The sequence below is a fragment of the Novosphingobium oxfordense genome (assembly GCF_044029435.1).
Classification (GTDB): domain Bacteria; phylum Pseudomonadota; class Alphaproteobacteria; order Sphingomonadales; family Sphingomonadaceae; genus Novosphingobium.
Map to the genome: position 1 here is coordinate 2,821,221 of NZ_CP147005.1, position 26,479 is coordinate 2,847,699.

Annotated in this window: 26 protein-coding genes; 13 read left to right on the forward strand and 13 right to left on the reverse strand. The window is 65.0% G+C overall.

Going from position 1 to position 26,479, the window contains the following annotated elements; genetic code table 11:
- On the forward strand, positions 1-528 hold the full coding sequence (locus WBP07_RS13390; protein ID WP_395391717.1) for a DUF2239 family protein: 528 nt from the start codon (positions 1-3) through the stop codon (positions 526-528).
- Positions 529-592: 64 nt separating this feature from the next.
- Here the strand turns inward: WBP07_RS13390 and WBP07_RS13395 are convergent, their stop codons facing one another.
- Positions 593-1,852, reverse strand: a complete 1,260-nt coding sequence (locus WBP07_RS13395) for an aspartate kinase (protein WP_395391719.1) — start codon at positions 1,850-1,852, stop codon at positions 593-595.
- An 81-nt stretch (positions 1,853-1,933) separates the two neighbouring features.
- Here WBP07_RS13395 and ubiG point away from each other — a divergent pair, with 81 nt between their 5' ends.
- On the forward strand, positions 1,934-2,683 hold the full coding sequence (ubiG, locus tag WBP07_RS13400; protein ID WP_395391720.1) for a bifunctional 2-polyprenyl-6-hydroxyphenol methylase/3-demethylubiquinol 3-O-methyltransferase UbiG: 750 nt from the start codon (positions 1,934-1,936) through the stop codon (positions 2,681-2,683).
- 176 nt (positions 2,684-2,859) lie between these two features.
- Here the strand turns inward: ubiG and WBP07_RS13405 are convergent, their stop codons facing one another.
- The 4 genes from WBP07_RS13405 to WBP07_RS13420 are packed head-to-tail and all read right to left on the reverse strand — an operon-like array spanning position 2,860 to position 4,631.
- Positions 2,860-3,369, reverse strand: coding sequence for an AAA family ATPase (locus WBP07_RS13405; protein ID WP_395391722.1), 510 nt, complete (start codon positions 3,367-3,369; stop codon positions 2,860-2,862).
- A complete protein-coding gene (gene pnuC / locus WBP07_RS13410; protein ID WP_395391724.1) occupies positions 3,366-3,947 on the reverse strand; it encodes a nicotinamide riboside transporter PnuC in 582 nt (193 codons plus the stop codon). Before pnuC ends, WBP07_RS13405 begins: the two co-directional genes overlap by 4 nt.
- 25 nt (positions 3,948-3,972) lie before the next feature.
- Entirely contained in the window at positions 3,973-4,320 is a 348-nt protein-coding gene (locus tag WBP07_RS13415; RefSeq protein WP_395391725.1) for an ArsC family reductase, read from the reverse strand.
- Positions 4,317-4,631, reverse strand: coding sequence for an antibiotic biosynthesis monooxygenase family protein (locus WBP07_RS13420; RefSeq protein ID WP_395391727.1), 315 nt, complete (start codon positions 4,629-4,631; stop codon positions 4,317-4,319). The genes WBP07_RS13415 and WBP07_RS13420 overlap by 4 nt, the downstream gene beginning before the upstream one ends.
- Positions 4,632-4,725: 94 nt before the next feature.
- Between WBP07_RS13420 and aroC the strand changes: the two genes are divergently transcribed.
- Positions 4,726-5,793, forward strand: coding sequence for a chorismate synthase (gene aroC, locus WBP07_RS13425; RefSeq protein WP_395391729.1), 1,068 nt, complete (start codon positions 4,726-4,728; stop codon positions 5,791-5,793).
- Between the two features lie 49 nt (positions 5,794-5,842).
- On the opposite strand, the gene WBP07_RS13430 is transcribed toward aroC, so the two are convergent.
- Complete coding sequence (locus WBP07_RS13430; protein ID WP_395391731.1) at positions 5,843-7,525, reverse strand: sulfatase-like hydrolase/transferase; 1,683 nt, start codon at positions 7,523-7,525, stop codon at positions 5,843-5,845.
- A 176-nt stretch (positions 7,526-7,701) separates the two neighbouring features.
- A complete protein-coding gene (locus tag WBP07_RS13435) occupies positions 7,702-8,076 on the reverse strand; it encodes a hypothetical protein (protein ID WP_395391733.1) in 375 nt (124 codons plus the stop codon).
- Positions 8,077-8,273: 197 nt separating this feature from the next.
- On the opposite strand from WBP07_RS13435, the gene ahpC reads away from it, so the two are divergent.
- From ahpC to WBP07_RS13455, 4 genes are all read left to right on the forward strand, one after another.
- Positions 8,274-8,840, forward strand: coding sequence for an alkyl hydroperoxide reductase subunit C (gene ahpC, locus WBP07_RS13440; RefSeq protein WP_395391735.1), 567 nt, complete (start codon positions 8,274-8,276; stop codon positions 8,838-8,840).
- 170 nt (positions 8,841-9,010) lie between these two features.
- The gene (gene ahpF / locus WBP07_RS13445; RefSeq protein ID WP_395391737.1) at positions 9,011-10,612 is read left to right on the forward strand and encodes an alkyl hydroperoxide reductase subunit F; all 1,602 of its coding nucleotides are present in this window, start codon (positions 9,011-9,013) and stop codon (positions 10,610-10,612) included.
- A gap of 266 nt (positions 10,613-10,878) precedes the next feature.
- On the forward strand, positions 10,879-11,577 hold the full coding sequence (locus WBP07_RS13450; RefSeq protein ID WP_395391738.1) for a spermidine synthase: 699 nt from the start codon (positions 10,879-10,881) through the stop codon (positions 11,575-11,577).
- A gap of 369 nt (positions 11,578-11,946) precedes the next feature.
- Positions 11,947-14,766 (forward strand): TonB-dependent receptor domain-containing protein, encoded by a 2,820-nt coding sequence (locus tag WBP07_RS13455; RefSeq protein ID WP_395391740.1) that lies wholly within the window; start codon positions 11,947-11,949, stop codon positions 14,764-14,766.
- A 100-nt stretch (positions 14,767-14,866) separates the two neighbouring features.
- Here the strand turns inward: WBP07_RS13455 and WBP07_RS13460 are convergent, their stop codons facing one another.
- The 3 genes from WBP07_RS13460 to WBP07_RS13470 all read right to left on the reverse strand — a co-directional run bounded on the left by WBP07_RS13460 (position 14,867) and on the right by WBP07_RS13470 (position 17,506).
- On the reverse strand, positions 14,867-15,448 hold the full coding sequence (locus WBP07_RS13460; RefSeq protein WP_395391742.1) for a Smr/MutS family protein: 582 nt from the start codon (positions 15,446-15,448) through the stop codon (positions 14,867-14,869).
- Entirely contained in the window at positions 15,445-16,680 is a 1,236-nt protein-coding gene (locus WBP07_RS13465) for a murein transglycosylase A (RefSeq protein WP_395391744.1), read from the reverse strand. The genes WBP07_RS13460 and WBP07_RS13465 overlap by 4 nt, the downstream gene beginning before the upstream one ends.
- 130 nt (positions 16,681-16,810) lie before the next feature.
- The gene (locus tag WBP07_RS13470) at positions 16,811-17,506 is read right to left on the reverse strand and encodes a Tim44/TimA family putative adaptor protein (protein ID WP_395391746.1); all 696 of its coding nucleotides are present in this window, start codon (positions 17,504-17,506) and stop codon (positions 16,811-16,813) included.
- 374 nt (positions 17,507-17,880) lie between these two features.
- Here WBP07_RS13470 and secB point away from each other — a divergent pair, with 374 nt between their 5' ends.
- The 3 genes from secB (at position 17,881) to trpS (ending at position 21,582) form a co-directional block, all read left to right on the forward strand.
- Complete coding sequence (gene secB / locus WBP07_RS13475) at positions 17,881-18,396, forward strand: protein-export chaperone SecB (RefSeq protein WP_395391747.1); 516 nt, start codon at positions 17,881-17,883, stop codon at positions 18,394-18,396.
- Positions 18,397-18,614: 218 nt separating this feature from the next.
- Entirely contained in the window at positions 18,615-20,183 is a 1,569-nt protein-coding gene (gene murJ, locus WBP07_RS13480; protein ID WP_395391749.1) for a murein biosynthesis integral membrane protein MurJ, read from the forward strand.
- 379 nt (positions 20,184-20,562) lie between these two features.
- Positions 20,563-21,582 carry a tryptophan--tRNA ligase gene (gene trpS, locus WBP07_RS13485; protein WP_395391751.1) on the forward strand — a complete coding sequence of 340 codons (1,020 nt, stop codon included), beginning with the start codon at positions 20,563-20,565 and terminating at the stop codon, positions 21,580-21,582.
- Between the two features lie 221 nt (positions 21,583-21,803).
- Here trpS and WBP07_RS13490 read toward each other — a convergent pair whose 3' ends face one another.
- Positions 21,804-22,484, reverse strand: a complete 681-nt coding sequence (locus WBP07_RS13490; protein ID WP_395391753.1) for an MOSC domain-containing protein — start codon at positions 22,482-22,484, stop codon at positions 21,804-21,806.
- Positions 22,485-22,674: 190 nt separating this feature from the next.
- Between WBP07_RS13490 and WBP07_RS13495 the strand changes: the two genes are divergently transcribed.
- From WBP07_RS13495 to WBP07_RS13505, 3 genes are all read left to right on the forward strand, one after another.
- A complete protein-coding gene (locus tag WBP07_RS13495) occupies positions 22,675-23,352 on the forward strand; it encodes a DUF4136 domain-containing protein (protein WP_395391755.1) in 678 nt (225 codons plus the stop codon).
- Between the two features lie 185 nt (positions 23,353-23,537).
- Positions 23,538-23,717, forward strand: a complete 180-nt coding sequence (locus WBP07_RS13500) for a hypothetical protein (protein WP_395391757.1) — start codon at positions 23,538-23,540, stop codon at positions 23,715-23,717.
- 230 nt (positions 23,718-23,947) lie between these two features.
- A complete protein-coding gene (locus tag WBP07_RS13505) occupies positions 23,948-24,127 on the forward strand; it encodes a hypothetical protein (protein ID WP_395391759.1) in 180 nt (59 codons plus the stop codon).
- A gap of 256 nt (positions 24,128-24,383) precedes the next feature.
- On the opposite strand, the gene dut is transcribed toward WBP07_RS13505, so the two are convergent.
- Together dut and WBP07_RS13515 are read right to left on the reverse strand one after the other, a co-directional pair.
- Entirely contained in the window at positions 24,384-24,854 is a 471-nt protein-coding gene (gene dut / locus WBP07_RS13510; RefSeq protein ID WP_395391761.1) for a dUTP diphosphatase, read from the reverse strand.
- A complete protein-coding gene (locus WBP07_RS13515; protein WP_395391762.1) occupies positions 24,838-26,463 on the reverse strand; it encodes a bifunctional phosphopantothenoylcysteine decarboxylase/phosphopantothenate synthase in 1,626 nt (541 codons plus the stop codon). Before WBP07_RS13515 ends, dut begins: the two co-directional genes overlap by 17 nt.
- Between the last annotated feature and the right edge of the window lie 16 nt (positions 26,464-26,479).

Consider the following 26,479-nt stretch of genomic DNA (forward strand, 5'->3'; position numbering starts at 1 on the left):
ATGACCCAAACCTGCACCGCCTTCCTAGGCACCACCCGTGTGGCGCGCGGCACTCCGGACGAACTGATCGCCACCCTGCGCGGCCGTGAACAGGGCGTGCTCGTGTTCGACGATACGACCGGACGCGCGGTCGATCTCGACTGGCGCGGCGTTGCGCCAAAGACGGACGAGACCGAGGCACCCCGCCGTCGCGGGCGCCCGAAGCTGGGCGTCACCGCCCGCGAAGTGACGCTGCTCCCCCGGCAATGGGACTGGCTGGCACAGCAACCCGGCGGTGCCTCGCAGGCGCTGCGCCGGCTCGTCGACGAAGCGCGCAAGGCCGATGGCGGCCGCACGGCCCGCCGCACAGCGCATGAACGCGCCTATCGCGTTATGTCCGCGCTTGGCGGCGACCTGCCGGGGTTCGAGGAAGCCAGCCGCCTGCTCTTCGCGGACAAGCTGGCCGAATTCGCGGATGCCATCGGGACGTGGCCCGCCGACTTGCGCGACCATGTCCTCGAACTGGCCCAGCCGTCACCGGAAGACTGAGGCGGAAACGAAAAAGGCGGCGCTAACCGCGCCGCCTTTCCCTAATTCCCGCTATCGCGCCCGATCAGGCCGCTGCGTCGAGCCCGTAAGCCGTGTGCAGCACGCGCACCGCCAGTTCGGTCTCATCGGTGTCGATCAGGACCGAAACCTTGATCTCGCTGGTGGAGATGGCGATGATGTTGATGCCGCGATCGGCCAGCGTCTTGAACATGGTCGACGCCACACCGGCGTGGCTGCGCATGCCGACGCCGACGACGCTGACCTTGGCCACGTTGCTGTCAGCGATCATGCGGTAGTAGCCGATGGCGTCCTTGCGCTCTTCCAGCAGCGCCTGCGCGCGGACGAGGTCGGCCTGCGGCACCGTGAAGGTGACGTCGGTTTCGCCCTTATCCTTGGCGACATTCTGGATAATCATGTCGACGTTGATGTTCTGTTCGGCCAGCGGCGCGAAGATCGCGGCCACGGCGCCCGGACGGTCCGGCACGCGGGTAAGGGTAACCTTGGCTTCGTTCTTGTCGGCGGCGATGCCGGTGATCAGCTGGCGTTCCATGTCGCTTCCTTCCAGTTCTTCGTCGCTCACGATCATCGTGCCGGGCAGGGTATCGGCGGCAGGCGCATTCTCGTCGATGAACGAGGACAGCACCTGAACGCGCACCTTTTCCTTCATGGCCAGCGAGACGGAGCGGGTCTGCAGGACCTTCGAACCGACCGAGGCCAGTTCGAGCATTTCTTCATACGTCACCAACGGCAGCTTGCGCGCCTTGGCGACGATGCGCGGGTCAGTGGTGTAGACGCCGTCGACATCGGTGTAGATGTCGCAGCGGTCGGCCTTCACCGCAGCCGCCACGGCCACAGCCGAAGTGTCAGAGCCGCCACGGCCCAGCGTGGTGATACGGTTGTCCGGGGAGACGCCCTGGAAACCGGGGATCACCGCGATCTCGCCCGCGGCCATCGAGGCCAGCAGCGCTTCCGAATCGAAATCCTCGATACGGGCCTTGGCATGGGCATCGTCGGTCTTGATCGGCAGCTGCCAACCCAGCCACGAACGCGCCTTGCAGCCCATCGCCTGCAGCGTCAGCGCCAGCAGGCCAGAAGTGACCTGCTCGCCCGAAGCGACGACGACGTCGTATTCGGCGGGATCGTAAAGCGCATTCGCCTCACGGCAGAAGTTCACGAGGCGGTCGGTCTCGCCCGCCATCGCCGAAACGACGACCGCGACTTCGTGGCCCGCTTCCTGCTGGCGTTTAACGATACCCGCCACGCGCCGGATTCGCTCGGTCCCGGCCATCGAAGTGCCGCCGAATTTCATCACGATACGTGCCAAGGTGCCGTTGCTCCCCGTGAGATTGTGCGCATGAACGATGCGCGTGTGGATAAGAGTTCGGCGGGCTGTTAGGGGGGACTCATGGATAATGCAACTGCTTCGAACACGCCTTTCGGCGCAACAATCGATCCGAAGGAGGCCGCTCACTTCGGCGCGCTGGCAGCCGAGTGGTGGGATCCGAAGGGCTCTTCGGCGATGCTTCACCAGCTGAACCCGGTGCGTCTGGGCTTCATCCGGAGCGAGATCGACCGGTATTTCGGCAGCGATTCCCGTAGCTTGAAGCCGCTGGCCGGCAAGCGCGTGCTCGATGCCGGCTGCGGCGCCGGGCTGCTTTGCGAACCGCTCGCCCGGCTTGGCGGGGCGGTGACAGGCGTGGACGCGGCGGCGGAGAACATTGCGGCGGCCCGTGCCCATGCCGAGGCCATGGGGCTTCCCATTGATTACAAACATGGCGAGCTGGGGGCGCTGGGCCTCTCGGGCTACGACCTCGTCTGCTCGTTGGAAGTGATCGAGCATGTCACCGACAAGGCGCTGTTCATCGGCCAGCTCGCCGATGCGCTGGCGGACGACGGGCTGATGATCCTCTCCTGCCCCAACCGCACGCCCGCCTCGCGCCTACTGCTGGTCGAGGCGGCCGAGCGGCTGGGCAAAGTGCCGCGCGGCACGCATGACTGGCACCAGTTCCCCACGCCTGAAGAACTGCGCGAACTGGCCGAAGGCGCGGGCCTCACGCTGGGCCAGCCCAAGGGCATTGCCTGGTCGCCCACGAGCGGGCTGCACCTGTCCGACGATCTTTCGCTGAACTACATCGTCACCGCCACCAAGGCCTGACGCGCCGGCCAAAGCCCTCACTCTAAAACCCCGTCATCCCCGCGCAGGCGGGGATCCCGCTGGTTCTTGGCGACGTAGCTAAAGGCAAGCGGGGCCCCCGCCTTCGCGGGGGCGACGAGGTGTTTGGGGGGCGATGTTCTCGTTGACTTATTAGATCTCGTCGACCGCTTCGGTCGCTAAACCGAACCGCTCGCGACAAGCCCGGCAATCGCCGCCCTCACTTGCGCCTCACGCTCCTCCCAAGCCCCGCCGATCCGCGTGAACGGCACGCCCGCCCGCACCAGCATCTCTTCCGCCAGCGCGGCAAAGTCAGCCCGTGCCTCATCGGTTCCGAAGAACCGCGTACCATCATCGCACCAAGGCACATCGGGCGAGAACAGCAGGTAGTGATCGGCCTTGGGATAGCCCATCAGCACCTCGGGCACTTCACTGAACAGCATCTCCGCCCAGGCCGCCGTCATCAACTGATCGGTATCGAGCAGCAGCACCGGAGGCGCCGAAGCCATGGCCTTGCGGTTTTCCTCCGCCTGCCCTTCGGCAATGGCCAGCAGATCCGCCATCGTCAGGTCGGTCCCGCGTTTCTCGCAATACGTGCGGCCATATTCGGGCACCCACGGCAGCCCCAGCCGCGCGGCCAGCACCGACTTTCCCGTGCTTTCCGCACCGTGGAGGCAAACCGTGATCATGCCGGCTTGAGCGGCCCCTTCTGCGCCCGCTCCGCCGCGGCCCATTCGATCAAGCCCAGTACCGACATCACCAGAAACACCACATAAAGCGCCGCCGTCGGCCACAGGTCCTTGTAGGCATAGACCCCGATCGAAGCGACATCGATGGCGATCCACAGCACCCAGTTCTCGATCCGACGGAACGCCAGCAGGATCTGCGCGGCGATCGAGGCACCGGCAATCGCAGCGTCCGCGTAGGGCAGCGAGGCATCGGTGAACTTGTGCATCACCCAGCCGAGGTTGAGCGTCAGCGCCGCCGTCGCCACCAGCCAGAGTGCACGACTGAATCCGTCCAGCCGGCGCACCGGCACCCGGCTGTCACCGCCACCCGCGCGCACCCAGAGCACCCAGCCCCAGGCCTGCGCCGCGAAGAAGAAGATTTGCAGGCCCGCCTCGCCATAGAGCTTGGCCTGCCAGAACACCACGAAGTACAGCGCCACCATCGCCATGCCGAACGGGTAGTTCCACACACTGCGCCGCACCAGCAGCGCGATATTGGCGAGCCCTAGTCCCGCCGCGATCCATTCTACCGGATCCATTGTCGCCCCTGTTTATTTCCCCGGATCAGCCCAAAGCGGCTTCCCACTCGGGCTCCTTGAAGCCCACCAACAGCCCGCCCGGATACTCGACGACCGGTCGCTTGATGGTGCTGGGCTGCGCTACCATGATCGCCACGGCCTTGGCGGCATCGAGGTCCTGCTTGTCCGCATCGGGCAGCTTCTTGAACGTGGTGCCCGCGCGGTTCAGCAGCTTTTCCCAGCCGGCCTGCTCGATCCACTTTTCAAGGCGCGCCGCATCGGCGCCTTCCTTCTTGTAGTCGTGGAAGGTGTAGTCGCTGCCGCGCGCCTCCAGCCACTTACGCGCCTTCTTCACGGTGTCGCAGTTGGGGATGCCGTAGAATTCCAGGCTCACGATTCGGTTTCCCTTTCGAAGTGGCGCACCCGCGGCTCGTTGCAGGCGAAGACAGTGTAACTCTGATAGTAATGCTCGCGCCCCTTGCCTTGCACTTCGGCGTGGGCGGCCACGCGGCGCCAGGCCAGCGCGGCGGCTTCGTCCGCCCATTCGGACATGGCGATCACCTCGCCATCCTCGCTGGTGTAGCTCTTGAAGGCAAGGAAACCGGGCTGCGCGCGGGCGAGCAGATCCATCGCCTCCGCATCGGCGGAATAGGCGGCGGCGTCGATATCGGCGCGCTTGCGATTGCGGAAGACTACCAGGAACATGGCCGCGCTCATGGGCCTTCGCGGACCATTCCGCAAGCATGTGGCGCGCCGCCAATGCTGGACAATCCGAAGATTGCGCGCCAAGGCGCGAGGCATGAGCGTGAACACTTTCGGCCGTCTTCTGCGATTCACCACCTGGGGCGAGAGCCACGGACCGGCCATCGGCGCCGTCGTCGACGGGTGCCCGCCGGGCCTCGCCATCGATGAGGGCGTGATCCAGCCCTTCCTCGACGCGCGCCGCCCCGGCCAGTCGAAGTTCACTACCCAGCGGCAGGAGCCGGATCAGGTCCGCATCCTGTCCGGCGTGTTCGAGGGCAAGACCACCGGCACCCCCGTCTCGCTGATGATCGAGAATGTCGACCAGCGCTCGAAGGACTATTCGGAAGTCGCCAAGGCTTATCGCCCCGGTCATGCCGACTATGCCTATGACGCCAAGTACGGCTTCCGCGACTATCGCGGCGGCGGGCGCAGCTCCGCGCGCGAAACCGCCAGCCGCGTGGCGGCCGGCGGCGTGGCGCGACTGGTGATCCCGGAAGTGACGATCCTGGCCTATGTCTCCGAGATCGGCGGCGACGCGATCGTTAAAACGAACTTCGATGCGGCGGAGATTGGCAACAATCCGTTCTTCTGCCCCGACGCGGAAGCCGCGAAGCGCTGGGAAAAGATCGTCGACGATGCGCGTCTGTCCGGTTCCTCGGTCGGCGCGGTGGTCGAATGCGTGGCCACGGGCGTTCCCGCCGGCTGGGGCGCGCCGCTCTACGGCAAGCTGGATGCCGACCTGGCTGCTGCCATGATGGGCATCAACGCGGTGAAGGGCGTGGAAATCGGCGACGGTTTCGCCGCCGCGCGCCTGACCGGCGAGCAGAATGCCGATCCCATGCATCCGGGCGTTGGCGGCCCCGAATTCAGCGCCAATCACGCGGGCGGCATCGCCGGCGGTATCTCGACCGGCCAGCCGGTGGTGGTGCGCGTGGCGTTCAAGCCGACCAGTTCGATCCTCACCCCGCAGCCCACCATCACCCGCGACGGCGAGGCGACCGAACTGTTCACCAAGGGCCGCCACGACCCCTGCGTCGGCATTCGCGGCGTGCCGGTGGTCGAAGCGATGATGGCGCTGGTGCTGGCCGATCACAAGTTGCTCCATCGCGGCCAATGCGGCTGATGCAGCCTGGCTGACGTCGCCCTCCGCCCCGAGCGGGACGGCGACGTCTTCAGCGCAGCCTCGTTACTCTGTAATCCGACGCGGTGTAGTCCGAGGCGGGCGGCGCGATCACGCTGCGCACGTCCATGTCCCGAAAGCCCGGCTTCTTCCCCAGCAAGGGCGCGAAATCGACATTGTAGGCAAACCGGTCATGCCCGGCTTCGTCCAACGCGGCGCCGTACTGCAGGCGCAAGGCTTCACGATCGTATCCCATCAGCACCAACAGCGTGGGAAAGATGCGGAACGCGCTTGACCGGTCGTGGTTGGCGGCAAGATTTCGGGACCAGTCCAACCGCGAAGGCCCGGCCTTCCCGATGATCACAAGCGGCACCAGGCCCTCCTCCTGCGCCGCGTTGTCGGCACCGCAGTGGGTGTTGTTGCCCGGATTACCACGCTCATGCAGATCCTGCCCGTGATCGGAGGTATAGACGATCGTCGCCTTTTCCAGCCCCGGTGTGGCCAGCAGCCGATCGAAGAACATGCCCACGCTCCATTCCACCGTATTGCGGTACGAATTGCGGTAGCGGACCCATTCGCCGGGCGTTCCGGTGAAGCCGGAACGATCGCTTGTCCAGGACAGCAGCGGTTCGGAATCACGCGGCAGAATCGGGCGATAGAGCGTCCTGGCCAAAGGGAATTTGTTCGCGATCGGAAAATGCGCGCCAACCTTGTTCACGTAGATGAATTCCCGGCGGCCGTTATTGATATGGGCGGCCAGGGCCTGGGCGATCCGCATATCCCGATCCGCCACCGCAACCCCGTCAAACTGGACGAAATCGTCGATCTCCCGGCGCTCCTGCGCCGTCATCATGTTCTGAAGCTGCCCGCCGGTCGACTGGCCATCGATGTAGACGGTGCGCAGCGTGGCCGCCTTCGCATAGCTCCAGATCGACGGCCATCCGGCCAGTGCCGCGCGATAGCTATCCGGCGTTCCGCCGAAACGCAGCACAGCATTGGAATTGGCGCTGCACTTGTGGATCGATGCGGCGTAGCCGAAGTTGGTGATGCGCAGGCCCGCACGCGCCTTGGCCAAACCGCTGCGAACGCCGGCGGGATTGTTGATGTCCAGGTAGTTGCCGGCGATACTCTCGTCCACCAGCAGCACGATATCTTCGGTCAGCGGCGGATCGCGGTGCGGCAGAGTGGGCGCCGCGCGCACTTTCGGCTCGGAAGCGAGCGCCTCTCCCGCCATCAGTCCGGCAAAGGCGATCGAGGGGAAGGCAGAAGGCAGCGCCCGCGATCCTTCACCGCCGCGAACGAACAGCAACGCCGAAAGTACCCCTAGCGCAAGCAAGGGCACCGGCATGCCCCAGCGCAACGGCAATCGCCACCGCCGCGGCGGCAGGGCCACGCCGAAAAACAACAGCAAGGACGAGGCCAGAGCCCGGGCTAGCGTCGGCCCATGCTGGGCCAGCGCCTGATCGATCTGCCCGCTAGCGTGGTAGAGGTTGACGAAGGATTCGTACGTCATCGGCCCGGCCGTCGTCCATTCGAACGAAAGCTGGAGCATCGAAGCCGCCGCGAACAGCATCGCCAATACGATCCGCGCTGAATGGCGCCCGATGAATGCCGACGCCAGCAGCCCCGCCGCAAGCATCCCGTACAATATGGCAAAGACAGCCAGCAGCGCGATGCCGGGCGCAAGCCTAAAACGCTCCAGCACTGCGCTGTAATCGCAGACTAGATACGCCAATATGAGAAATATCTTGAACATCGCCCCGCCGCTCGCCCCCGCCGCAAGCCGCTTAATGTTCGGAAATGAAATATCAAATAGGTGACTTGTCGAAATCGCGATTAATATTGCTTAATTTTGCCGTAACGCCTTCATGGATATCCGTCACCGTCAAAAAACGGCCTGCGGCCCCACTCTCAATCCAGCTTCGCGTCCGCCAGCGGCGCCGTCCGTGCCTCCAGCCTGCCTTCGCCGCGATAGACCAGCACGCAACTCGCGCTGCCCGCGCAGAACTGCTGGACCGGGGCCAGCGCCCGGGCGCCGTAGCGGTAGGTCAGCTTGCCCTCGGTAATCTCGAAGCCGGAAATGTCGCGGATGCGGTGTTCGTGCGCGAACATAACGGCGTGGCCCTGCTTCACGGGCGCCCAGAACGACCACTGATCGTAAAGGCGATGGTGATAGCGGAACTTCATGTCGCCCTGCGCCCGGTTGTCCAGCGAAGTGGGCCAGCTGTTGCAAGCGGCCAGCGATGCGCAGGCGGCTGCCAGCAGCGCAAGTCGGATCGTTTTCATCGCCCCTCTCTGCCCCACTTGCCGCAGCGCCGCACGACTTTTCGCGGGCGCACACGTTTTATCGACAGAAACGTTCAGTCCATCGCGACTTATCGAGCGATCCGATCAACCCAATCGGATCAAGGCCCTACACATCGTCATACGGGCGGCCTATCTCGGCTTCGTCAGTTTCAACACCCATCGAGGGAGAATACACCATGGGTATCATCGGCAGCACCATCAAGCCGTTCAAGAACACCGCTTTCCAGGCCGGCAAGGACTTCTTCGACGTCACCGACGCCGACATCGCCGGCAAGTGGGCCGTGTTCTTCTTCTACCCCGCCGACTTCACCTTCGTCTGCCCGACCGAGCTGGAAGACCTGGGTGAACAGTATGCCGCACTGCAGGGCATGGGCGTGGAAGTGTACGGCGTTTCGACCGACACGCACTTCAGCCACAAGGCCTGGCACGACACCTCTGACAAGATCGGCAAGATCCAGTACGCGTTCCTGGGCGACCAGAACCACGCGCTGACCGAAGCCTTCGGCGTTCTGCGCGAAGATTCGGGCCTGGCCGACCGCGCCACCTTCGTGGTCGATCCCGAAGGCGTCATCCAGATCATGGAAATCACCTGCGAAGGCGTTGGCCGTAACGCTGTCGAACTGGTCCGCAAGATCAAGGCTGCCCAGTACGTCCGCGCCAACCCCGGCCAGGTCTGCCCGGCCAAGTGGGAAGAAGGTTCGGAAACCCTCGCTCCCTCGCTTGACCTCGTCGGCAAGCTCTAAAAACTACGCGACTTACCGGCCAATCGCCGACCGGGTCGCGTGCTGAAGGTGCGCGGCCCGGGGTCTCCCTCCCCCGTGCCGCGCCCTGTGCCCCCAAGCCATGGCGCGCCGGTGAGGAACCAGTCCCCGGGCCGCCCCTTTCATCACCCTGATTTCAAAGGACCTGACTCATGCTCGACGCCACTCTGAAGCAACAGCTCTCGCAATATCTCGCCATGCTGCGCGAGCCGATCGAGCTTGTCGCCTCGCTGGGCGATGATGCAAAGTCTGCCGAAACGCGCGAACTGCTGACCACCATCGCCTCGCTTTCGGACAAGGTTACCGCCACTTTCGACGGCGACCCAAATGATGCGGGCGCGCGCCGCCCCAGCTTCATCGTGCGCCGCGCGTCTGACGCCAGCGCCTGGGTGCGCTTCGCCGGCCTGCCGCTGGGCCACGAATTCACCTCGCTCGTCCTCGCCCTGCTGTGGACCGGTGGCCATCCGCCCAAGGTTTCCGACGAGACGCTGGAGCAGATCCGCGCGCTGGAAGGCAGCTACGAGTTCGAGATGTACTTCTCGCTCTCCTGCCACAACTGCCCCGACGTGGTGCAGGCGCTAACGCTGATCGCGCTCAACAACCCGCATGTGAACGCCACCCTGATCGAAGGCGGCGCGTTCAAGGACGAAGTGGAAGGCCGCGGCGTCATGGCCGTGCCCGCCGTGTTCCTGAATGGCGAGATGTGGGGTTCGGGCAAGATGGGCGTGGAGGAAATCCTCGCCAAGCTCGACACCGGCGCGGATGCCAAGGCGGCTGCGAAGCTGGCCGAGAAGGCGCCTTTCGAAGTGCTGGTGGTCGGCGGTGGCCCCGCCGGTGCCTCGGCCGCGATCTATACCGCCCGCAAGGGTTTCAGCACCGGCATCGCCGCGGAACGCTTCGGCGGCCAGGTGCAGGACACCATGGGCATCGAGAACTTCATCTCGGTCCCCTACACCGAAGGCCCCAAGCTGGCCGCCGCACTGGAAACGCATGTTGGCGAATACGACATCGACGTGATGAACCTGCAGCGCGCCGAAAAGCTGATCCCGGCCAAGGAACTGGGCGGCTATCACGAAGTGGTCTTCGCCAACGGCGCTTCGCTGAAGGCGCGCAGCCTCGTGCTGACCACCGGTGCCCGCTGGCGCAACCTGGGCGTGCCCGGTGAAGCGGAGTACAAGAACAAAGGCGTGGCCTATTGCCCGCACTGCGACGGCCCGCTGTTCAAGGGCAAGCGCGTGGCGGTGATCGGCGGCGGCAACTCGGGCGTGGAAGCGGCGATCGATCTGGCGATGATCGTCGGCCACGTCACCCTGATCGAGTTCGACGACAAGCTGCGTGCCGACCAGGTGCTGGTGGACAAGCTGCGTTCGATGAAGAACGTGGACATCCTCACCAGCGCGCAGACCACCGAAGTCACCGGTGACGGTGAGAAGGTGAACGGCCTGCTCTACAAGGATCGGGCAAGCGGCGCGGAGCGCAAGGTGGAACTGGAAGGCGTGTTCATCCAGATCGGCCTGGTGCCCAACACCGAGTGGCTGAAGGACAGCGGCGTCGCGCTTTCGCCGCGTGGCGAGATCGTGATCGACGACAAGGCGGCCACCAACCTGCCCGGCGTGTTCGCGGCGGGCGACGTGACCACGGTGCCCTACAAGCAGATCATCATCGCCATGGGCGAAGGATCGAAGGCGGCACTGTCCGCGTTCGACTACCTGATCCGTAACGAGGCGCCGGTCGCGGTTCTCGAACCGGCCTGAGAATAGCAAGACCCCCGAGCGAAACGGGCGGGCGCCGAAAGGCTCCCGCCCGTTTTCGTTTGTCCGCCGTTCGCTGCCCCGACGGCGGAACGCGATTAGGTTGCCCGCCCGATCCGTGCTAGGGCCGTGCCTGCTGATGTCGCCGCCGGTATCTGGCGCGCCGGCTTGTCCTTTCCGACTCCCCTCAGCGCCGCGATTGCCCTCTCCCCACTGCTCCGGCGCATTCTTCGGATCGCTCACCCGCGATCCGCCATACGGGAATCACGATGACGGAAACTGAAGACGAGTTGATCGGTATCGCCCACGTTCCCGAGGGCGTGGAAATGCGGCTCCTCCAGCATGGCGACGATTTCACCATCGTCCTTGAAGACACCGAGTTGATGAGCACCCAGGCCAGCGTTTCCGAAGAAGCGCTAGCCACCATGACCTGCGAACGGCTGGGCGCGCGCAAGGGCACGGAAATGCTGATCGGCGGCTACGGCATGGGTTTCACCCTGCGCGCGGCGCTGGCGGCCCTGCCCGACGACGCCAGCGTCACCGTGGCCGAAATCGTGCCGGAGATCATCGAATGGGCGCTGGGCCCGATGCAGCGCTTCACCGCCGGCTGCCTGGACGATCCGCGCGTGACGCTGGTGCACGATGACATCGCCATGCTGATCGACGCCGCGCGCGGCGGCTATGACGCCATCCTGCTCGATGTCGACAACGGGCCGGAGGGCCTCACCCGCCGGATCAACGACCAGCTTTACGGCCCCGGCGGCCTGCAGGCGGCAAAGGCCGCGCTGAAGCCCGACGGCATCCTGGCGATCTGGTCCGCCGATAGCGATACGGCCTTCCCCGCCCGCTTGCGCAAAGCCGGGTTCGAGGTTTCGGAAGTGGCCGTGAAAGCCAAGCCGGGTGGCAGCGGGTATGGCCACGTGATCTGGTTCGCCCAAAAGACCCCCGACCAGAAAACCGGCAAGTAGCCGGGCACCTCGCAGAGCAATCCGTCCGAAACGGATATATCCGGCCAAGAAGAGCGGGCGCCAAAGGCCGCACCCTTCTTGGCTCGCAGTCAGAAACCACCTAAGACATTCTAAAGTTTATATAATTTCTCGCAGAGCGGGTTCAGGGGAACCCTTCCCACGACATTATTGTTGCTCGCGCGCAACAACATTACACTAATGTGTCAATTTATCCGCATTGTTGCAGAATTCTGTTGCGCAGCAACATGCTCCGAGTGACCCTCCCTAAGTACCCGATTTCGGGTACATTCTTGAGGGGGTCGTTACATGAATACGCGTAACTTCCATTTGCACTGCAGCATTGCGGCAATCACTCTCGGGGCACTTGCCATGCCCGCCACCGCCCAAGCGCAGGAAGGCGATACCGGCACAGATGCTTCGGCCGATGCCATCATCGTCACCGGATCGCGCATCCGCCAAAATCCGCTCGATAATCCCAGCCCGGTCGTGACCGTCAGCAACGAGGATATCGCCAAGACCGGACTTTCTTCCGTCGCCGACGTTTTGCAACGTCTGCCCAGCGCCGCGGGCGGGTTGAACACCAAGGTCAACAATTCGGGCAATATCGGCAATCCGCAGGATGGCGGCGGCGTGGGCGCCGGCACCAGCGAGATCGACTTGCGCTACCTTCTGGCCAAGCGCACGCTCGTGCTGGTGGACGGCATGCGCTACGTCAACGCCACGGCCGCCAGCGGCATTCCCTCCACGGTCGACCTCAACACCATTCCCGCCAGCCAGATCGAGCGGATCGAGGTGCTGCAATCGGGCCAGTCGCCGCTCTACGGATCGGACGCGATCGCCGGCGTCGTGAACATCATCACCAAGTCCGAACAGGAAGGGCTGCGCGCCTCAGGCCAGTTCGGCACTTATCGGCAGGGTGACGGGCACACGCAGGACTACAACGTCAGCTATGGCGTGAAAGGGCCGACCACTTCGGTGGTGTTCGGCGCCAGCTATGTGAAGCAGGACAAGGTCAGCACCGCCGACCGGTCGATCTCGCAATTCCCCAATCCCGGTCAGACCAGCTGCCTCGATCCGCGCGGCGGCTGTTCGTCGGCCGCAGTGAACGGGCGCATCGTCTTCAACGAAGGCAATCCCTCGCTGCCGGCCGGCGGCAGCATCACGCCGCGCAACCCTCCGCTGACGACGCAGGGCGTCTACGATCCGACGCTGGTCGGCGGCGATTTCCGCGCCTTCACCGATGCGGATCGCTTCAACTTCTCACCCTACAACTATTTCCTGACGCCGCAGGAGCGCTACGGCTTCTGGGTCAGCGCCAAGCAGGAGCTGACTTCCAACATCACGTTCCGCGCCAAGATGGTCTACAACCATCGCAATTCGCAGAACCAGGCGGCCTTCCTGCCGCTGTTCATCGGGCCTGACGCCGGCAACGGCAATCTGCTCGATACCGTCTCGGTCGACGTGACCAACCCCTACAACCCCTTCGGCATCACGCTCAATTCCGGTGCCAACGGCGAACCGGCGACTTACAGCTTCATCGCCCGACGCCTGGTCGAAGCAGGCCAGCGTACCTACACCCAGCATGTCGATACGATGACCGCCAACGCCTCGCTGGACGGCAGTTTCCAGGTGGGGTCGCGCAAGTTCTACTGGGACGTCAATGCCGCCTTCGGCTGGAACGACGCCAAGCAGACCTTCACCGGCAACGTCAACGCCGCCAAGGTGGCGCAGGCGCTGGGCCCGCTGGCGGACTGCACCGGGGCCTGCGTGCCGCTGAACATCTTCGGCGGCGAAGGCTCTATCACGCAGGCCATGCTCGACTACATCTCGTTCACCGAGCATGACCGGTCCAGCCAGCGCATGCAGGACTATACCGCCAACCTCTCCGGCGATCTGTTCGACCTACCGGCCGGCCCGGTGGGCATGGCGGTGGGTTACGAACATCGGTACCAGTTCGGATCGTTCACGCCGGATCCCATCATCCAGGCAGGCCTGGGCGCCGACATTCCCGCGCAGGCAGCGGCTGGCAGCTACAATTCGGACGAATTCTACGGCGAATTGCGCGTGCCGATCCTGAAGGACACGCCGTTCTTCCAACTGCTCGAAGCCAACGGTGCGGTGCGCCACGCCGATTATTCGACCAGCGGATCCAGCACGACGTTCACCGCCACCGGCCTGTGGAAGCCGGTTTCGGACCTGCTGCTGCGCGCCAATTATGCCGAAGGCTTCCGCGCCCCGGCGATCGGCGAACTGTTCGGCGCCCAGTCCCGCGCCGACGCACCGATCGACGATCCCTGCACCAACGTTGCCGGTTCGCTGTGGCAGAGTTCCGCCACGGTGCGCACCAACTGTATCGCCAATGGCGTTCCCGCCAGCGGCAGCTATCAGGAACCGCAAGGCGGCCAGATCGGCACGCTGACCGGTGGCAATGATCAACTGAAGCCCGAAACCAGCAAGACCTGGCTGTTCGGCGGCGTCTACAGCCCGTCATGGGCCCGCGGCGGCTTTGCCCGCAACCTCAGCCTTGAAGTCAATTACTACGACATCAAGGTGAGCAACGCGGTCTCCGCGATCAACCCGCAGGTCACGCTGTCACGCTGCGCCGAACTGGGCGATCCCAGCGCCTGCGCCAACGTGATCCGCACGCCCAGCGGCATCATCTCGCGCGTGGTGGGGCTGCTGCAGAACATCGGCAGCATCCGCACGCAAGGCATCGACATCAGCCTGAACTACACCTCACCCGACACCGGGGCGGGAATCTTCGGCCTGTCGTTCAACGCCAACCGGCTGCTCAAGTATACTGAAACGTTCCCGACCGCGGACGGAACGGCCACGATCAGCTACAAAGGCACCACGCGCGGCTTCCCGGACCAGTCCTATCCGAAGTTCAAGGGCACCGGCATCCTCTCGTGGTCGTATCGCGGCATCGATGCCTCGTTCACCGGCCGCTATATCGACAGCGTGACCGAGAGCGACGGCCACAAGATGAACAGCCGCTTCTACGGCGACGTCCAGCTTGGCTATACGCCAAGCTTCATGGACAGCGCCTTCACGTTCACCCTGGGCGTCATCAACGTGTTCAACACCGATCCGCCGCCGTGCAACACCTGCACCGGCCCGAACTACGACCCGACCACGTACGATGTGCCGGGCCAGTTCGGCTATCTGCGCGTCTCTGTGAAGATGTAAGCACGACCCGGTTCCGGCGCGGAGGTTCCGCGCCGGAACCACGGGCGGCCTGCCCGCCTACCCCCGCAATGATAATGAAAGGTTCGAGGGCTGGCGGGGCTTACCGCCGCTTCTTCAGCACCACGTAAAGCGCACCCTGCCCGCCGTGACGGCGGTGCGCGCCGCGAATGGCGACGATGTCGTAGGAATGCTCGCTGGCGGCCAGCCAGTCGGCGATCTTGGCGCGAATGGCCCCGCGCGCCGTGCCACGATCCATGGCATCCACCGGGCGGGACTTGCCGGTCACCACCAGCACTACGCGCGCACCCATGGACTTTGCCTGCGTCAAGCCGTGCATCAGTCGGACATAGGCCTGATCGAGGCTGGACCCATGCAGGTCCAGGCTGAAGTCGGGTACCAACGTGCCCTTGGAAATGCGCTTCTCCCACGATCCATCCAGCTGGAGCTGCGAATCCGCCTGCGGCTTAGCGGCGACGGGCTTGGGCGGCAGCGGCGGCGGTACGCGGCCCTTCACTTTCTTCGGTGGCTGCGCGGGGGGCGAGACCACCGCCTTTGCAGGTACGGGCTCGGCAGCAATTGCCTCCGCCTTGGACCGGCGCTTTTCCAGCGGCGTCACCGTCCGGGCGACTTGCGCCCAGACTTGTGCCTCTTCCGCTGTCAGTCGTCGGCCCGGTCTTCTCACGGCTGCTTCAACTTCGCGAGCGTGCCCTTGGGGACGAGCACCAGCGCCTCCCCGCGCCCGCTCATGCCGCCGGCGGTCACGCGTGCCTGATCTCCGGCACCCCAGAAAGTGTCGAAACGGTTGGCGCCCTTGATCGCGCCGCCGGTGTCCTGCGCGATCCACACGCCGGAGGCTTCGCTGCGATCCAGCGACAACCAGACCGGCGCGCCCAGCGGCACGAACTTGGGATCGGCGGCGACCGAGGCATGCGCGCGCACCGGCACGCCCAGCGCGCCCAGCGGACCGTCGCCGGTCAGTTCGCGGAAAAACACCCAGGACTGGTTCTGGCGCATCAGTGCATCGCCCTCGACCGGATGGTCATGGATATACTGCATGATGCCCTGCATGGATCCCGGATATTGGCCCGGCCCGGTGCCCACCAGCCCCTGATCGCGCATGACCGCGCCGATGCCGGTGTAGGGCCAGCCGTTCTGCCCGGCATAGCCGATGCGCATCACCGTCCCGTCCGGCGCGCGCAGGCGGCCGGAACCCTGCACTTGCAGGAAGAACACTTCCACCGCGTCGCGGGCCCAGGCGATTTCCAGCCCCTTGTTCGCCAACGCGCCGTCCTCGATCGCGCCGCGATCGTAGTAGGGCACGAACTGCCCGCTCTGGTCATAGCGGCCAAGCGGCATCTGTCCCTTGGCGTTCGCCACCGCATCGCCCGGCTGCGCGCGGACGAGATCGGCGGGCATGCCGTAGATCGGCACGTCGTAGCCCGGCAGGTGCTGGCGCGAACCGGCGATCTCCGGCTCGTAATAACCGGTGGCGAAGCCGCGTCCGTCGCCGATCTTCACCGTCTCGAAATAAGTCTGGAAGAACTGCGTGGCCGAACCGTTGGGCCATGTCTTCGCGGCGGCGCAGGCGGTCTGCCAGTCGGTTGGGCGGGTGAGACCGCTGCCATCGGTGCGCTTGGAAACGCTGGGGCAGCTTTCGCGGAAGGACGCCAGCGCAGCGGCGCCATCGGCCGCGCCGACCTGCAAAGTGGCGATCGGCGGCCCGGCGCGCACGCCCAGCGCCACGGCATTGGCGGGCGGCGGCGGCAGCGAAGGTTGGGAGGGCTGGGACGGCCGCGAAGGTGGCGTGACCGTGCCGGTCCCGGTGCCGCCGGGGATCATCCGCACGCAGCCTGCCAGCAGCACCAGCGCCATAAGTGCCATCATCCGGGCGGGCAGACCCGTCCGTCGCGCCATCACTGCTGCTTGCAAGATCGTCCTCCGCACTCAAGACAAAGGCCGGACCCTTTTGAGGCCCGGCCTATCGATCCTTGTGGGATCAGGTCGTTGAAATCAACCGCTCTCGCGGCGATTCAATCCGTGCGGCTTAACCCGCGTCCGTTTCGTCGAGCAGCCAGTCGGGGCCGACGGCATCGACGCGGCGGCTGAAGGTCCAGATGTCCACCGCCTCGATCGCATCGTCCAGCGAACCGGCGATCACGTGCCCTTCGGCATCGCGCGTCACTGCCGCAATGTCCGAACGGAAGCGGATGGTGATGCGGGCCAGACCGTGATCGACACCGGCGGTAATGATCGCTGCTTCCTCGATACGGATCAGGCGGTTGTCCAGCGTTTCGCCGGCCGCCAGGCGCGCATCGATGGCGGCGCTGAAGCTGTCGTAGACGTCACCGTCGCACAGCGCGCGCAGTTCCGCCTTGTCGGCCTTCCAGAACGATTCGAGGATCAGGCGGTACGCGCTGCGCGCACCTTCCACGAACGCGAACGCATCGAAGCGACGGTCTGCATTGGCGATTTCGGCAAGACCACGCTCGACCGAAGGCGGCGCAAGGGGCATTTCCCGCTGGCGCTGCGCGAAGGGCTGCCGTTCGGCCGGCTTGCCTTCGGGCTTTGCCTCGGCCTTTGGCTGCACGGGGACGCGCGGCGCACCGGGCTGGCCCTGGCGGCCTTCGAAGCGTCCCTGGATCGGCTCTTCCTCATGCTCGGCACGACGGCCGAGAACGGAATAGAGCCGCAGGCCGAGGAAGGCTGCGATCATGGCCAGGATCACGATTTCCGGTGTCACGTTCCTTTGTCCATCCTTTGCTTGGACGCATCAATTTCGGGTGGTGCGAAGCCTCAGAAAAGTGCGGGCAAGGGGCGAATCGCCCGCATCCGCATAGAGGCCGGGCACGCGCCCGGAAGCGTCATCATAACCTCAGATAGGTACAGTTTACAAATGAACAACGCGTGAGCGGCCGGATCAGGGATTTTTTTGCCATTCCGTTCGCTACCATCGATGAACGCCCATAACCCGTTCCAGTTGCCCGGCGCGCGCAGAAAAACGCCCGCAACAAATTCCGCGACGCGCCTTCCACAGCCCGCGAAAATGTTTTACGCGCGCCCCTGACATTCAAATCAGACTTTCATCCGTATTCTTATAGACGGGACAGCATCGAAATGGCCGACGAAGGCAACGTCATCTCCGATATCAACCTGGGCAATGGCGACGACAATGCGCCGGTCGCCGGCATCATCTCGCAGTACGTGAAGGACCTCTCGGTAGAGAACCCGAATGCGCCGCAGAGCTTCTCGTGGCAGAACCAGCCGCAGGTCGACATCCAGTTCAACATCGGCGCCCGCCCGATCGACGGCGAAGTCCACGAAGTCGAACTGAAGATCACCGTTGCCGCCAAGGCCGACGAAGGCACCGCCTATGTCGTCGACCTCAGCTACTGCGGCCTCGTCGGCATGCGCAACCTGGACGAGCCCAGCATGCACGCCTTCCTTTACGCCGAAGCGCCGCGCATCCTGTTCCCCTTCGCCCGCCGCGTGGTGGCCGATGCCGTGCGCGATGCCGGCTATCCGCCGCTGATGCTGGAGCCGATCGACTTCAACGGCCTCTACTTCCAGCAGCTCGCCGCCCGCCAGCAGGCCGAAGCCGAAGGCATGGGCGAACCGGCCGGCCACGCCTGAGGCGCGCGCTACAGCCAATGACATTCAGGCCCGTCCGCACCCTGCCAGCAATGGCGACGGGCGCGGGCGGGCCTTTTTGCTTTTTGTGACTTCGGTCCATCCTGTTTGGAATGGGCAAATCCCTATCCGTCGTCCCCGCGTGGCGGAGGCGACGAGAGCAGGCTGATGCTTAAGTTCGGAATGGATAGACTTCAGACTTTTCAGGGACCCGTTCGGGGATGAATCTTACCAAGGCGCTTGCCAGTGTCGGCGGCCTCACCCTCGCCAGCCGCGTGCTCGGATTGGTGCGAGACAGCCTGTTCGCGCGCTTCGTGGGCGCCGGCTTCGCATCCGACGCGTTCCTGATCGCCTTCCGTCTGCCGAACATGTTCCGCGCGCTGTTCGCGGAAGGGGCCTTCGCTTCGGCTTTCATCCCGATGTTCAATCAGAAGGTGGCTAACAAGGACGGCCCAGGGCTTCCCGCCGGCATCTTCTTTGCGGAACAGGCGCTGTCGGTACTGCTGCCAATCCTGCTGGCGATGACGGTGATCCTGGAAGTCTTCGCCTGGCCGGTGACCTTCCTGCTTTCCGGTAAGTTCAATGGCGTTAGCCACGAACAGTTCGCCTATGCCGTGCAGCTCAGCCGGATCACTATTCCCTATCTCGCGCTCATCAGCCTGGTTTCGCTGCTGGGCGGCATCCTCAATTCGCTGAACAAGTTCTGGGTCAACGCCGCCGCGCCGATCCTGCTGAACCTGACGCTGATCGTAGCGCTGCTTGGCTTCCATTCGGCCGACGCGCTGGTGACGGCACGCAATCAGGCCATTGGCGTCTCGATATCGGGCGCACTCCAACTGCTCTGGCTGATGTGGGCCTGCCGCGCCAACGGCGTGTCGATGCGCCTGCGCATGCCGGTTTGGAACGCCGACGTGAAGCAACTGATGAAGCTGATCCTGCCTGCCGCCGCCGGTGCCGGCGCGGTGCAGATCAACCTCGTGATCTCCACCGCGCTCGCCGCCTCGCTGCTGGCGCACGGCTCGGTCACCTACATCTACATGGCGGACCGGCTGAACCAGCTGCCGCTGGGCCTGATCGGTATCGGTCTTGGCACCGTGCTGCTGCCCACCATCTCGCGCCAGCTTGGCGGGGGCGAGCATGCCGCCGCAATGGACACGCAGAACCGCGGCATGGAACTGGCGCTGCTGCTCACCCTGCCCGCCTCCGTCGCGCTGATCGTCTGCGGCCAGCCGATCGCCGCCGCGCTGTTCGGCTACGGCAAGTTCGACGCGGGCGACGTGGCCCGCACGGCAGAGGCACTGGCGGCCTTCTCGGTCGGCCTGCCCAGCTACATCCTCGTCAAAGTGCTGACGCCGGGCTTCTACGCCCGGCAGGATACGCGGACGCCGGTGCGTTACGCGATGATCTCGATGGCGGTGAACCTGGTGCTCAACCTCGCGCTGATTCTGCCGTTGCAGCATATGGGCCCGCCGCTGGCGACAGCCATCGCCTCCACCGTCAATGTCGCCATGCTTTATTGGACTCTGGTGAAGCGCGGCCATTTTCAGGTCGACGCCCGCCTGAAGCGCCGCGCCCCGCGCCTGACCTTGGCCGCCATCGCGATGGGCGTGGTGCTGTGGTTCGGGCAGGACATGCTGACGCCCTACCTCCACGGCACCTGGTTGGTGCGCGGACTGGCACTGGCCGTGCTCGTTTCGGCAGGCGGCGTGGTCTATGCGCTGGCAACGCTGGTGACGGGCGCCTTCACGCGCGACGATCTGGCCCTGCTGCGCCGTCGCAAGGCGGCTTAGAACACACGGGATGGGACTGCTCGACAGCCTTTCCATAAAGCCCCGTCGCCCCCGCGCAGGCGGGGGCCCCGCTTCCTTTTCGCCCCACGCACTTCATCATACCCGCCAGAACCAGCGGGATCACCGCCTTCGCGGGGATGACGGAGTGGGTGGGGCGATTTCCGATCTCTTGACCGGCGCTCTTCCCTCCCCGCGCAACTGTGCTATGAGCCCTGCCCATGCAGGACCTTTCGCACACGAAGTCTGCCGAAACCCGTCGCCTCTCGTGGCGATGGCGGAGTGTCGCGCGCGTCGCGCGCTGACCCTGCCTGCATGCGCGCCCCAACCGGCGCACCCAAACCACACATCCGACAACCCATAAATCGCGAAGGACGCGTCCATGCGTATCGTCTCCGGCATTCAGCCCACCGGCAACCTGCACCTCGGCAACTACCTGGGCGCCATCCGCAACTGGGTCTCGATGCAGGACGACGCCACGGCCAGCGGTGGTGAGTGCCTCTACTTCCTCGCCGATCTTCACGCGATCTCGATGCCGCACACCCCGGCCGACCTTTCGGCCAACACGCGCGAGATGGTGGCCGCCCTCGTCGCCTGCGGGATCGATCCCGACCGTTCGATCCTGTTCAACCAGGCACAGGTCCCCCAGCATTCCGAAATGCAGTGGCTGCTGAACGGCACCGCGCGCATGGGCTGGCTGAACCGCATGACCCAGTGGAAGGACAAGGCCGGCAAGAACCGCGAAGGCCAGTCGGTCGCGCTGTTCACCTATCCGGTGCTCCAGGCTGCCGACGTGCTGATCTACCAGGCCACCCACGTGCCGGTGGGCGAGGATCAGAAGCAGCACCTCGAACTCGCCCGCGACATCGCGCAGAAGTTCAACAACGACTTCTGCGCCGAAGACGCGCCGCTGTTCACGCTGCCCGCGCCTTTCATCCCGCCCGAGGCCGCCCGCATCATGAGCCTGCGCGACGGCACCTCGAAGATGAGCAAGTCCGATCCTTCGGACATGAGCCGCATCAACATGACCGACGATGCCGATACCATCATGCAGAAGGTGAAGAAGGCGAAGACCGACCCCGAGCCACTGCCTTCGGAAAAGGCCGGTCTGGAAGGCCGTGCGGAGGCGAACAACCTCGTCTCGATCTACGCCGTCATGGCCGGCACCACGGTGGACGCGGTGCTGGCGCAGTTTGGCGGCCAGGGCTTCGGCGCGTTCAAGCCGGCGCTGGGCGAACTGCTGGTCGAGAAGCTCTCGCCGATCAACGCGCGCTTCGTCGAACTGCGACAGGACCGCGCCGCGCTCGACGCGATCCTGCGCAAGGGCGCCGAAAAGGCCCGCGCGCTGGCGATCCCGACGCTGGAGAAGACGTACGAGGCGCTGGGCCTCGTTCGCGGGTAATGATTGGTGGATGCGGGGGAGCCCGGCTCCCTCGCATCCGCATTCGCTGGCTTCCAAACCGGCGTCTCACAAAAACACCTCGTCATCCCCGCGAAGGCGGGAATCCCGCTTCCCTTGGCTCATGCCGCAAAGAAGCGGGGCCCCCACCTTCGCGGGGGCGACGGGAATTTTGACGGGAAGGTAAGGTCGAATCCGGCGGCGCCCATCCGACCGCCGGCCCCTTAGCCTTCCAGCCCCAGCAGCTTCGCGCGTCGCCGTACCCAGGGTGCGGCCAGCGCCGAAACCTCGCCCAGCGCTTCCAGCCCGGCCGGGTCCTTCTTGTGCTCTCCGGCGATCAGCAGGCCGAACACGCGCCGCACGCTCCAATCGGGATTGGGCCGCGCGATCAGTTCCAACATGTCGCCGGCGGCAACCTCGCCCTCCTCGATCACGCGGTAGTACCAGCCCGCCCGGCGCGATTTCACCACGCCGGCGTTGACCGCCGCGCCGTCGAAGCGGTGGTCCAGCTTCCAGCACGGCTGGCGGCCCTGGCTCACTTCCACCAGCGCGGTGCCCAGCCGCCAGCGGTCGCCGATGCAGATCGCATCTTCGGTCAGACCATCGGTCGCGATGTTCTCTCCGAAGGCGCCGAAATCCTCCAGCAGCGGATGATCGCCCAGCACACCGCGCCAGAAGGCATAGTGATCGTGCGGGTAATGGTGGATCGCCTTGTCCGGCCCGCCGTGGACGGCAAGATCGGCCTGCGCGTCCCCCTCCAGCCCCAACCGATGCACGCGCACCGGCCCTTCCACCGGGCGCTTGCCGATCGCGCTGGGTTCCGCAACCCCACGAAAGGGCTGTACCTTTCCGCGCTGAACGGAGCGAATCGGCACCAAGAAAGTGGCTTTGCCTCTGGCGTTCATGCCCAAGGATTCCTACATCCGATGCCGAAGCTCAAGTCATGATCGGTGGCTGAACGCGGCAACGGCCCATCACGGTTATGCCACCATTCAACCGCTATTCAGGGCATTGATAATAAGGCAGAGTCGCAAGGAATCGCGGGCCACGCTTGGGAAGGGCGTTTCGGGCCTACGGGTTCATGGAGTGAAACCAATGACAGAACATCCCGGAACGCACCTCGGCAGGCTAAGGGTCGCAGCCGTCGCCGTGCTCCTCATGGCTTTGGCCGCCTGCGCCACGCCTTTCAACGCCAACGTCTCTCGCTTCCGGACGCAGCTTCCAGCGCCGGAAGGGCAGACTTTCGTCGTCGTCGCCGATGATCCCAAGCTTGCCGGCGGCCTGGAATTCGCCACTTACGCCGCACTGGTGCGCGACCAGATCGCCAAGCAGGGCTTCACCCCGGTGGACGATCCCGCCAAGGCGACCCTGATCGTGCGCTTCGACTATGGCGTGGACAGCGGCCGCGAACGCATTCGCTCCTCCCCCGGCATGGGCGGCTTCTGGAGCCCGTGGTACGGCCCCGGCTTCTACGGTCGCGGCTTCTATGGCCCCCGTTGGGGCGGCTGGGGCGGCGGCCCCTGGGCGATGGGCTGGTATGATCCGTTCTTCGACGGCGGCATCGACAGCTACACCGTCTTCACCAGCGGCATTTCGCTGAAGATCGACCGCGCGGTGGACAACCAGCGCCTGTTCGAAGGCAAGGCCGAGGCGGTTTCGACCTCTAACCGCCTGCAGTACCTTGTCCCGAACCTGATCCAGGCAATGTTCACGAACTTCCCGGGCAACTCGGGCGAGACCGTGCGCATCTCGATCGCACCGGAAAAGAAGTGATCTGAACAGGGCGCTCCTCGCCCTTTGAGGCGGGAGACACCGAGGAACGGGCTCACCGGGGAACCGGCGGGCCCGTTCTTTGCTTTAGGGACGGCCCGTTTAACGACCGTGGTTTACACACCATCCTTCGCCCTGCCGCATTGTGGGTATCTCCCGCCGGCTCACCCGGATATAGCCCCCGCTGAATGAATACCTTCATGGCCATCATGTCGCAGCTCTTCTGGGGGGTGACCGTAGGAGCGCTGACATCGGCCTTCTCCGCCCTTGCCAAGGGCTTGGTGGCCATTGTCGGGATCGGCGGCATGGGCTGGTACGGGTTCAAATACCACCGCGAACGCCGCGCGCGAATCGACCGCAAGGATTGAATTCGGGGTGCAGTAGCCGGCTTGAGGCCGGGCTCTCCCAGTCAATTTCCGGCCAAATCCATCTTCGTCACACCCGCTGCTCCACCACACACTCCACCACTCAAGCGCCGCATCAACAGCAGGATTCCCGCCTGCGCGGGGATGACGACGTTGGTTGGGGGAGGTGCAAGCTTGTGGGAATTTCATACCGTTCACTTGCCTGAACGGTTTGGCGGCGAGAGTGGGCGGCGATGCCTCTCGACCATATCCTGGATGCAGTCGACACCGTCACCGACGTCATCGATGCCGTAGACACAGTGGACACCGTCCATCGCAAATGGGGCTGCAAAGGCTGCCTGATGGTCCTTCTGGCGTTGGCTGTGGTCGCGTTGCTGGCTCTGTGGCTGCTCGGCGCCTTTTCACGCGCCTGAACTCCGCCAAGGCGCGCAAGCAGTTACGACGCTTTCATTTGCCGAAGCATATCATCCGACAGAACAAGCCGCCGATGATTGACGACATTCTTGGAGAAATCGCCGGCGGTGTCGCGGAAGCCGCGATGGAGACGGCGACCGACTAGGTTCACCGCCGATGGGGCCCGATTGGATGCCTCACCGTAACGTCTGGCCTCGTGGCGCTCGTCATGCTGCTCTTGTGGGTCCTCGGCGCCTTTTCATAGACGCCGAAGGATCAGTTCCCCAGCGCCACCACGCCGCCGGTCGAACCGAAGCCACCCTCGCCGCGCAGGGTCTCGTCGAGTTCCTCGACCTGCAGCCACGATGCGCGGGTGACGGGCGCCAGCACAAGCTGCGCCACGCGGTCGCCACGGCGAATCTCGAACGCATCGGCGCCGTGGTTGATAAGGATCACCTTCAACTCACCGCGATAGTCCGAATCGATCGTGCCGGGCGAATTGGGCACCGAGATGCCGTGCTTCAACGCAAGGCCGGAGCGCGGGCGCACCTGGATCTCGAAACCGGCCGGGATCGCCATGGACAGCCCGGTGGCCACGGCATGACGGCCGCCGGGGGCCAGCGTCACATCCTCGGCCGAAACCACGTCCATCCCCGCCGCGCCATCGGTGGCGTAGACCGGCAGCGGCAGGCCTTCACCGTGGGGAAGGATCTTTACGGCAACCGGGACTTCAGCGGGGGAGTGCATCTGCGAACCTTTCTACGAGAAGGCGCGCGACCTCCTCCTTGGGCATTTCGGGAAGGGAAATCACGTCGTCGCCGCGCACGATATGCACGGCATTGGCATCGCCGCCCATCACATCGCCGGAAACGTCGTTGGCAATGATCCAGTCCGCGCCCTTGCGCTTGCGCTTTTCCTTGGCGTAGCGGATCACGTCCTCGGTCTCGGCGGCGAAGCCGATCAGCAGCGGCGGCCGGTCCGGCCGCGCGGCGACGCTGGCGAGAATGTCGGGGTTTTCGGTCAGGAGCAGCGCCGGCGGGGCCGAACCGCGCTTCTTCAGCTTGTCCTTGGCGACGCTGATCGTGCGCCAGTCTGCCACGGCGGCAACCATCACGGCGATGTCGGCGGGCAGCGCCTGCTTCACCGCATCGGCCATCTGCTGCGCGCTTTCCACGTCCACCCGGTCCACGCCCGGCGGGGTGGGCAAGTGCACTGGGCCAGCCACCAGCGTGACGCGCGCGCCGGCCTTGGCGGCGGCAGCGGCGATGGCGAAGCCCTGCTTGCCCGAAGAACGATTGGCGATGTAGCGCACCGGATCGATCGGCTCCCACGTCGGGCCTGCGGTCACCAGCACGTGACGGCCCGAAAGCGGGCCATCGGTGGGCTTTTCGAACGGCACTTCGGGCGCCGCGCCGAACGGCTGCGGAGCAGAGGCCTGCGAAATCTTGTGGTTGATCGCGTCGGGATCGGTCGGCGGAGCAGAGCGTGCGCCGCCCTTCTTCACCACCAGCAGACCCGCCGCCGGATCGGCAATCGCGCCGCCATCCGCAAGCGGGTCGAAAGTCGCGCCATCATCGTCGGGCGCGCCGAAGCTGATCGCGCGCTTGGCCTTCTGAAGCCCGCGACTGATCATCGATCCGGTCAGGCCGCCAAGGCCGAAACTGTCACTATCCGCCGGGCTTTCGTCGGCAATGGGTTCCGGTTCCGGGGCGGCGAACTGCGGTTGCCAGGGAAAGGGATTGGCAAGGTCCAGACCCATTTCCGGCTGCGGCAATGAAGGCACCGAACCTGGCAACGGAGCCACTTCCACCGGGCCAAGGCCCAGCGCCCAGGCAATCCGCTGCCAGATCGCGATGGGATCGGGCAGGCGGCCGGGGCCGAACTCGCCGCAGGCCATCGTGCCCTCGTCCGGCTCCATCACGTCCACGCCGGCGTCGCGCAGGATCTGCACGTTGCGCACGGTGGCGGGATGCTGCCACATCCGCACGTTCATCGCCGGCACGGCCATGACCGGCTTGTCGGTCGCCAGCATCATCGTCGTCGCCAGATCATCGGCAATTCCGGAGGCCATCTTGGCCATCAGGTCCGCCGTCGCCGGGCAGACCACCACCAGATCGGCCTCTCGGCTCAACTGGATATGGCCCATCTCGACCTCGTTCTTGAGGTCCCAGAGCGAGGTGAAGACCGGCCGTTCGGACAGTGCCGCCAATGCCATCGGGGTGACGAAATGCGATCCGCCCTCGGTCAGCACGCAAGTTACCTCGCCGCCTTCCTTGCGGATATGGCGCACCAGTTCGCAGGCCTTGTAGGCCGCGATACCGCCGCCGATGACCAGAAGAATACGGGGACCACTCATGGTCCGGGCTTGTGCA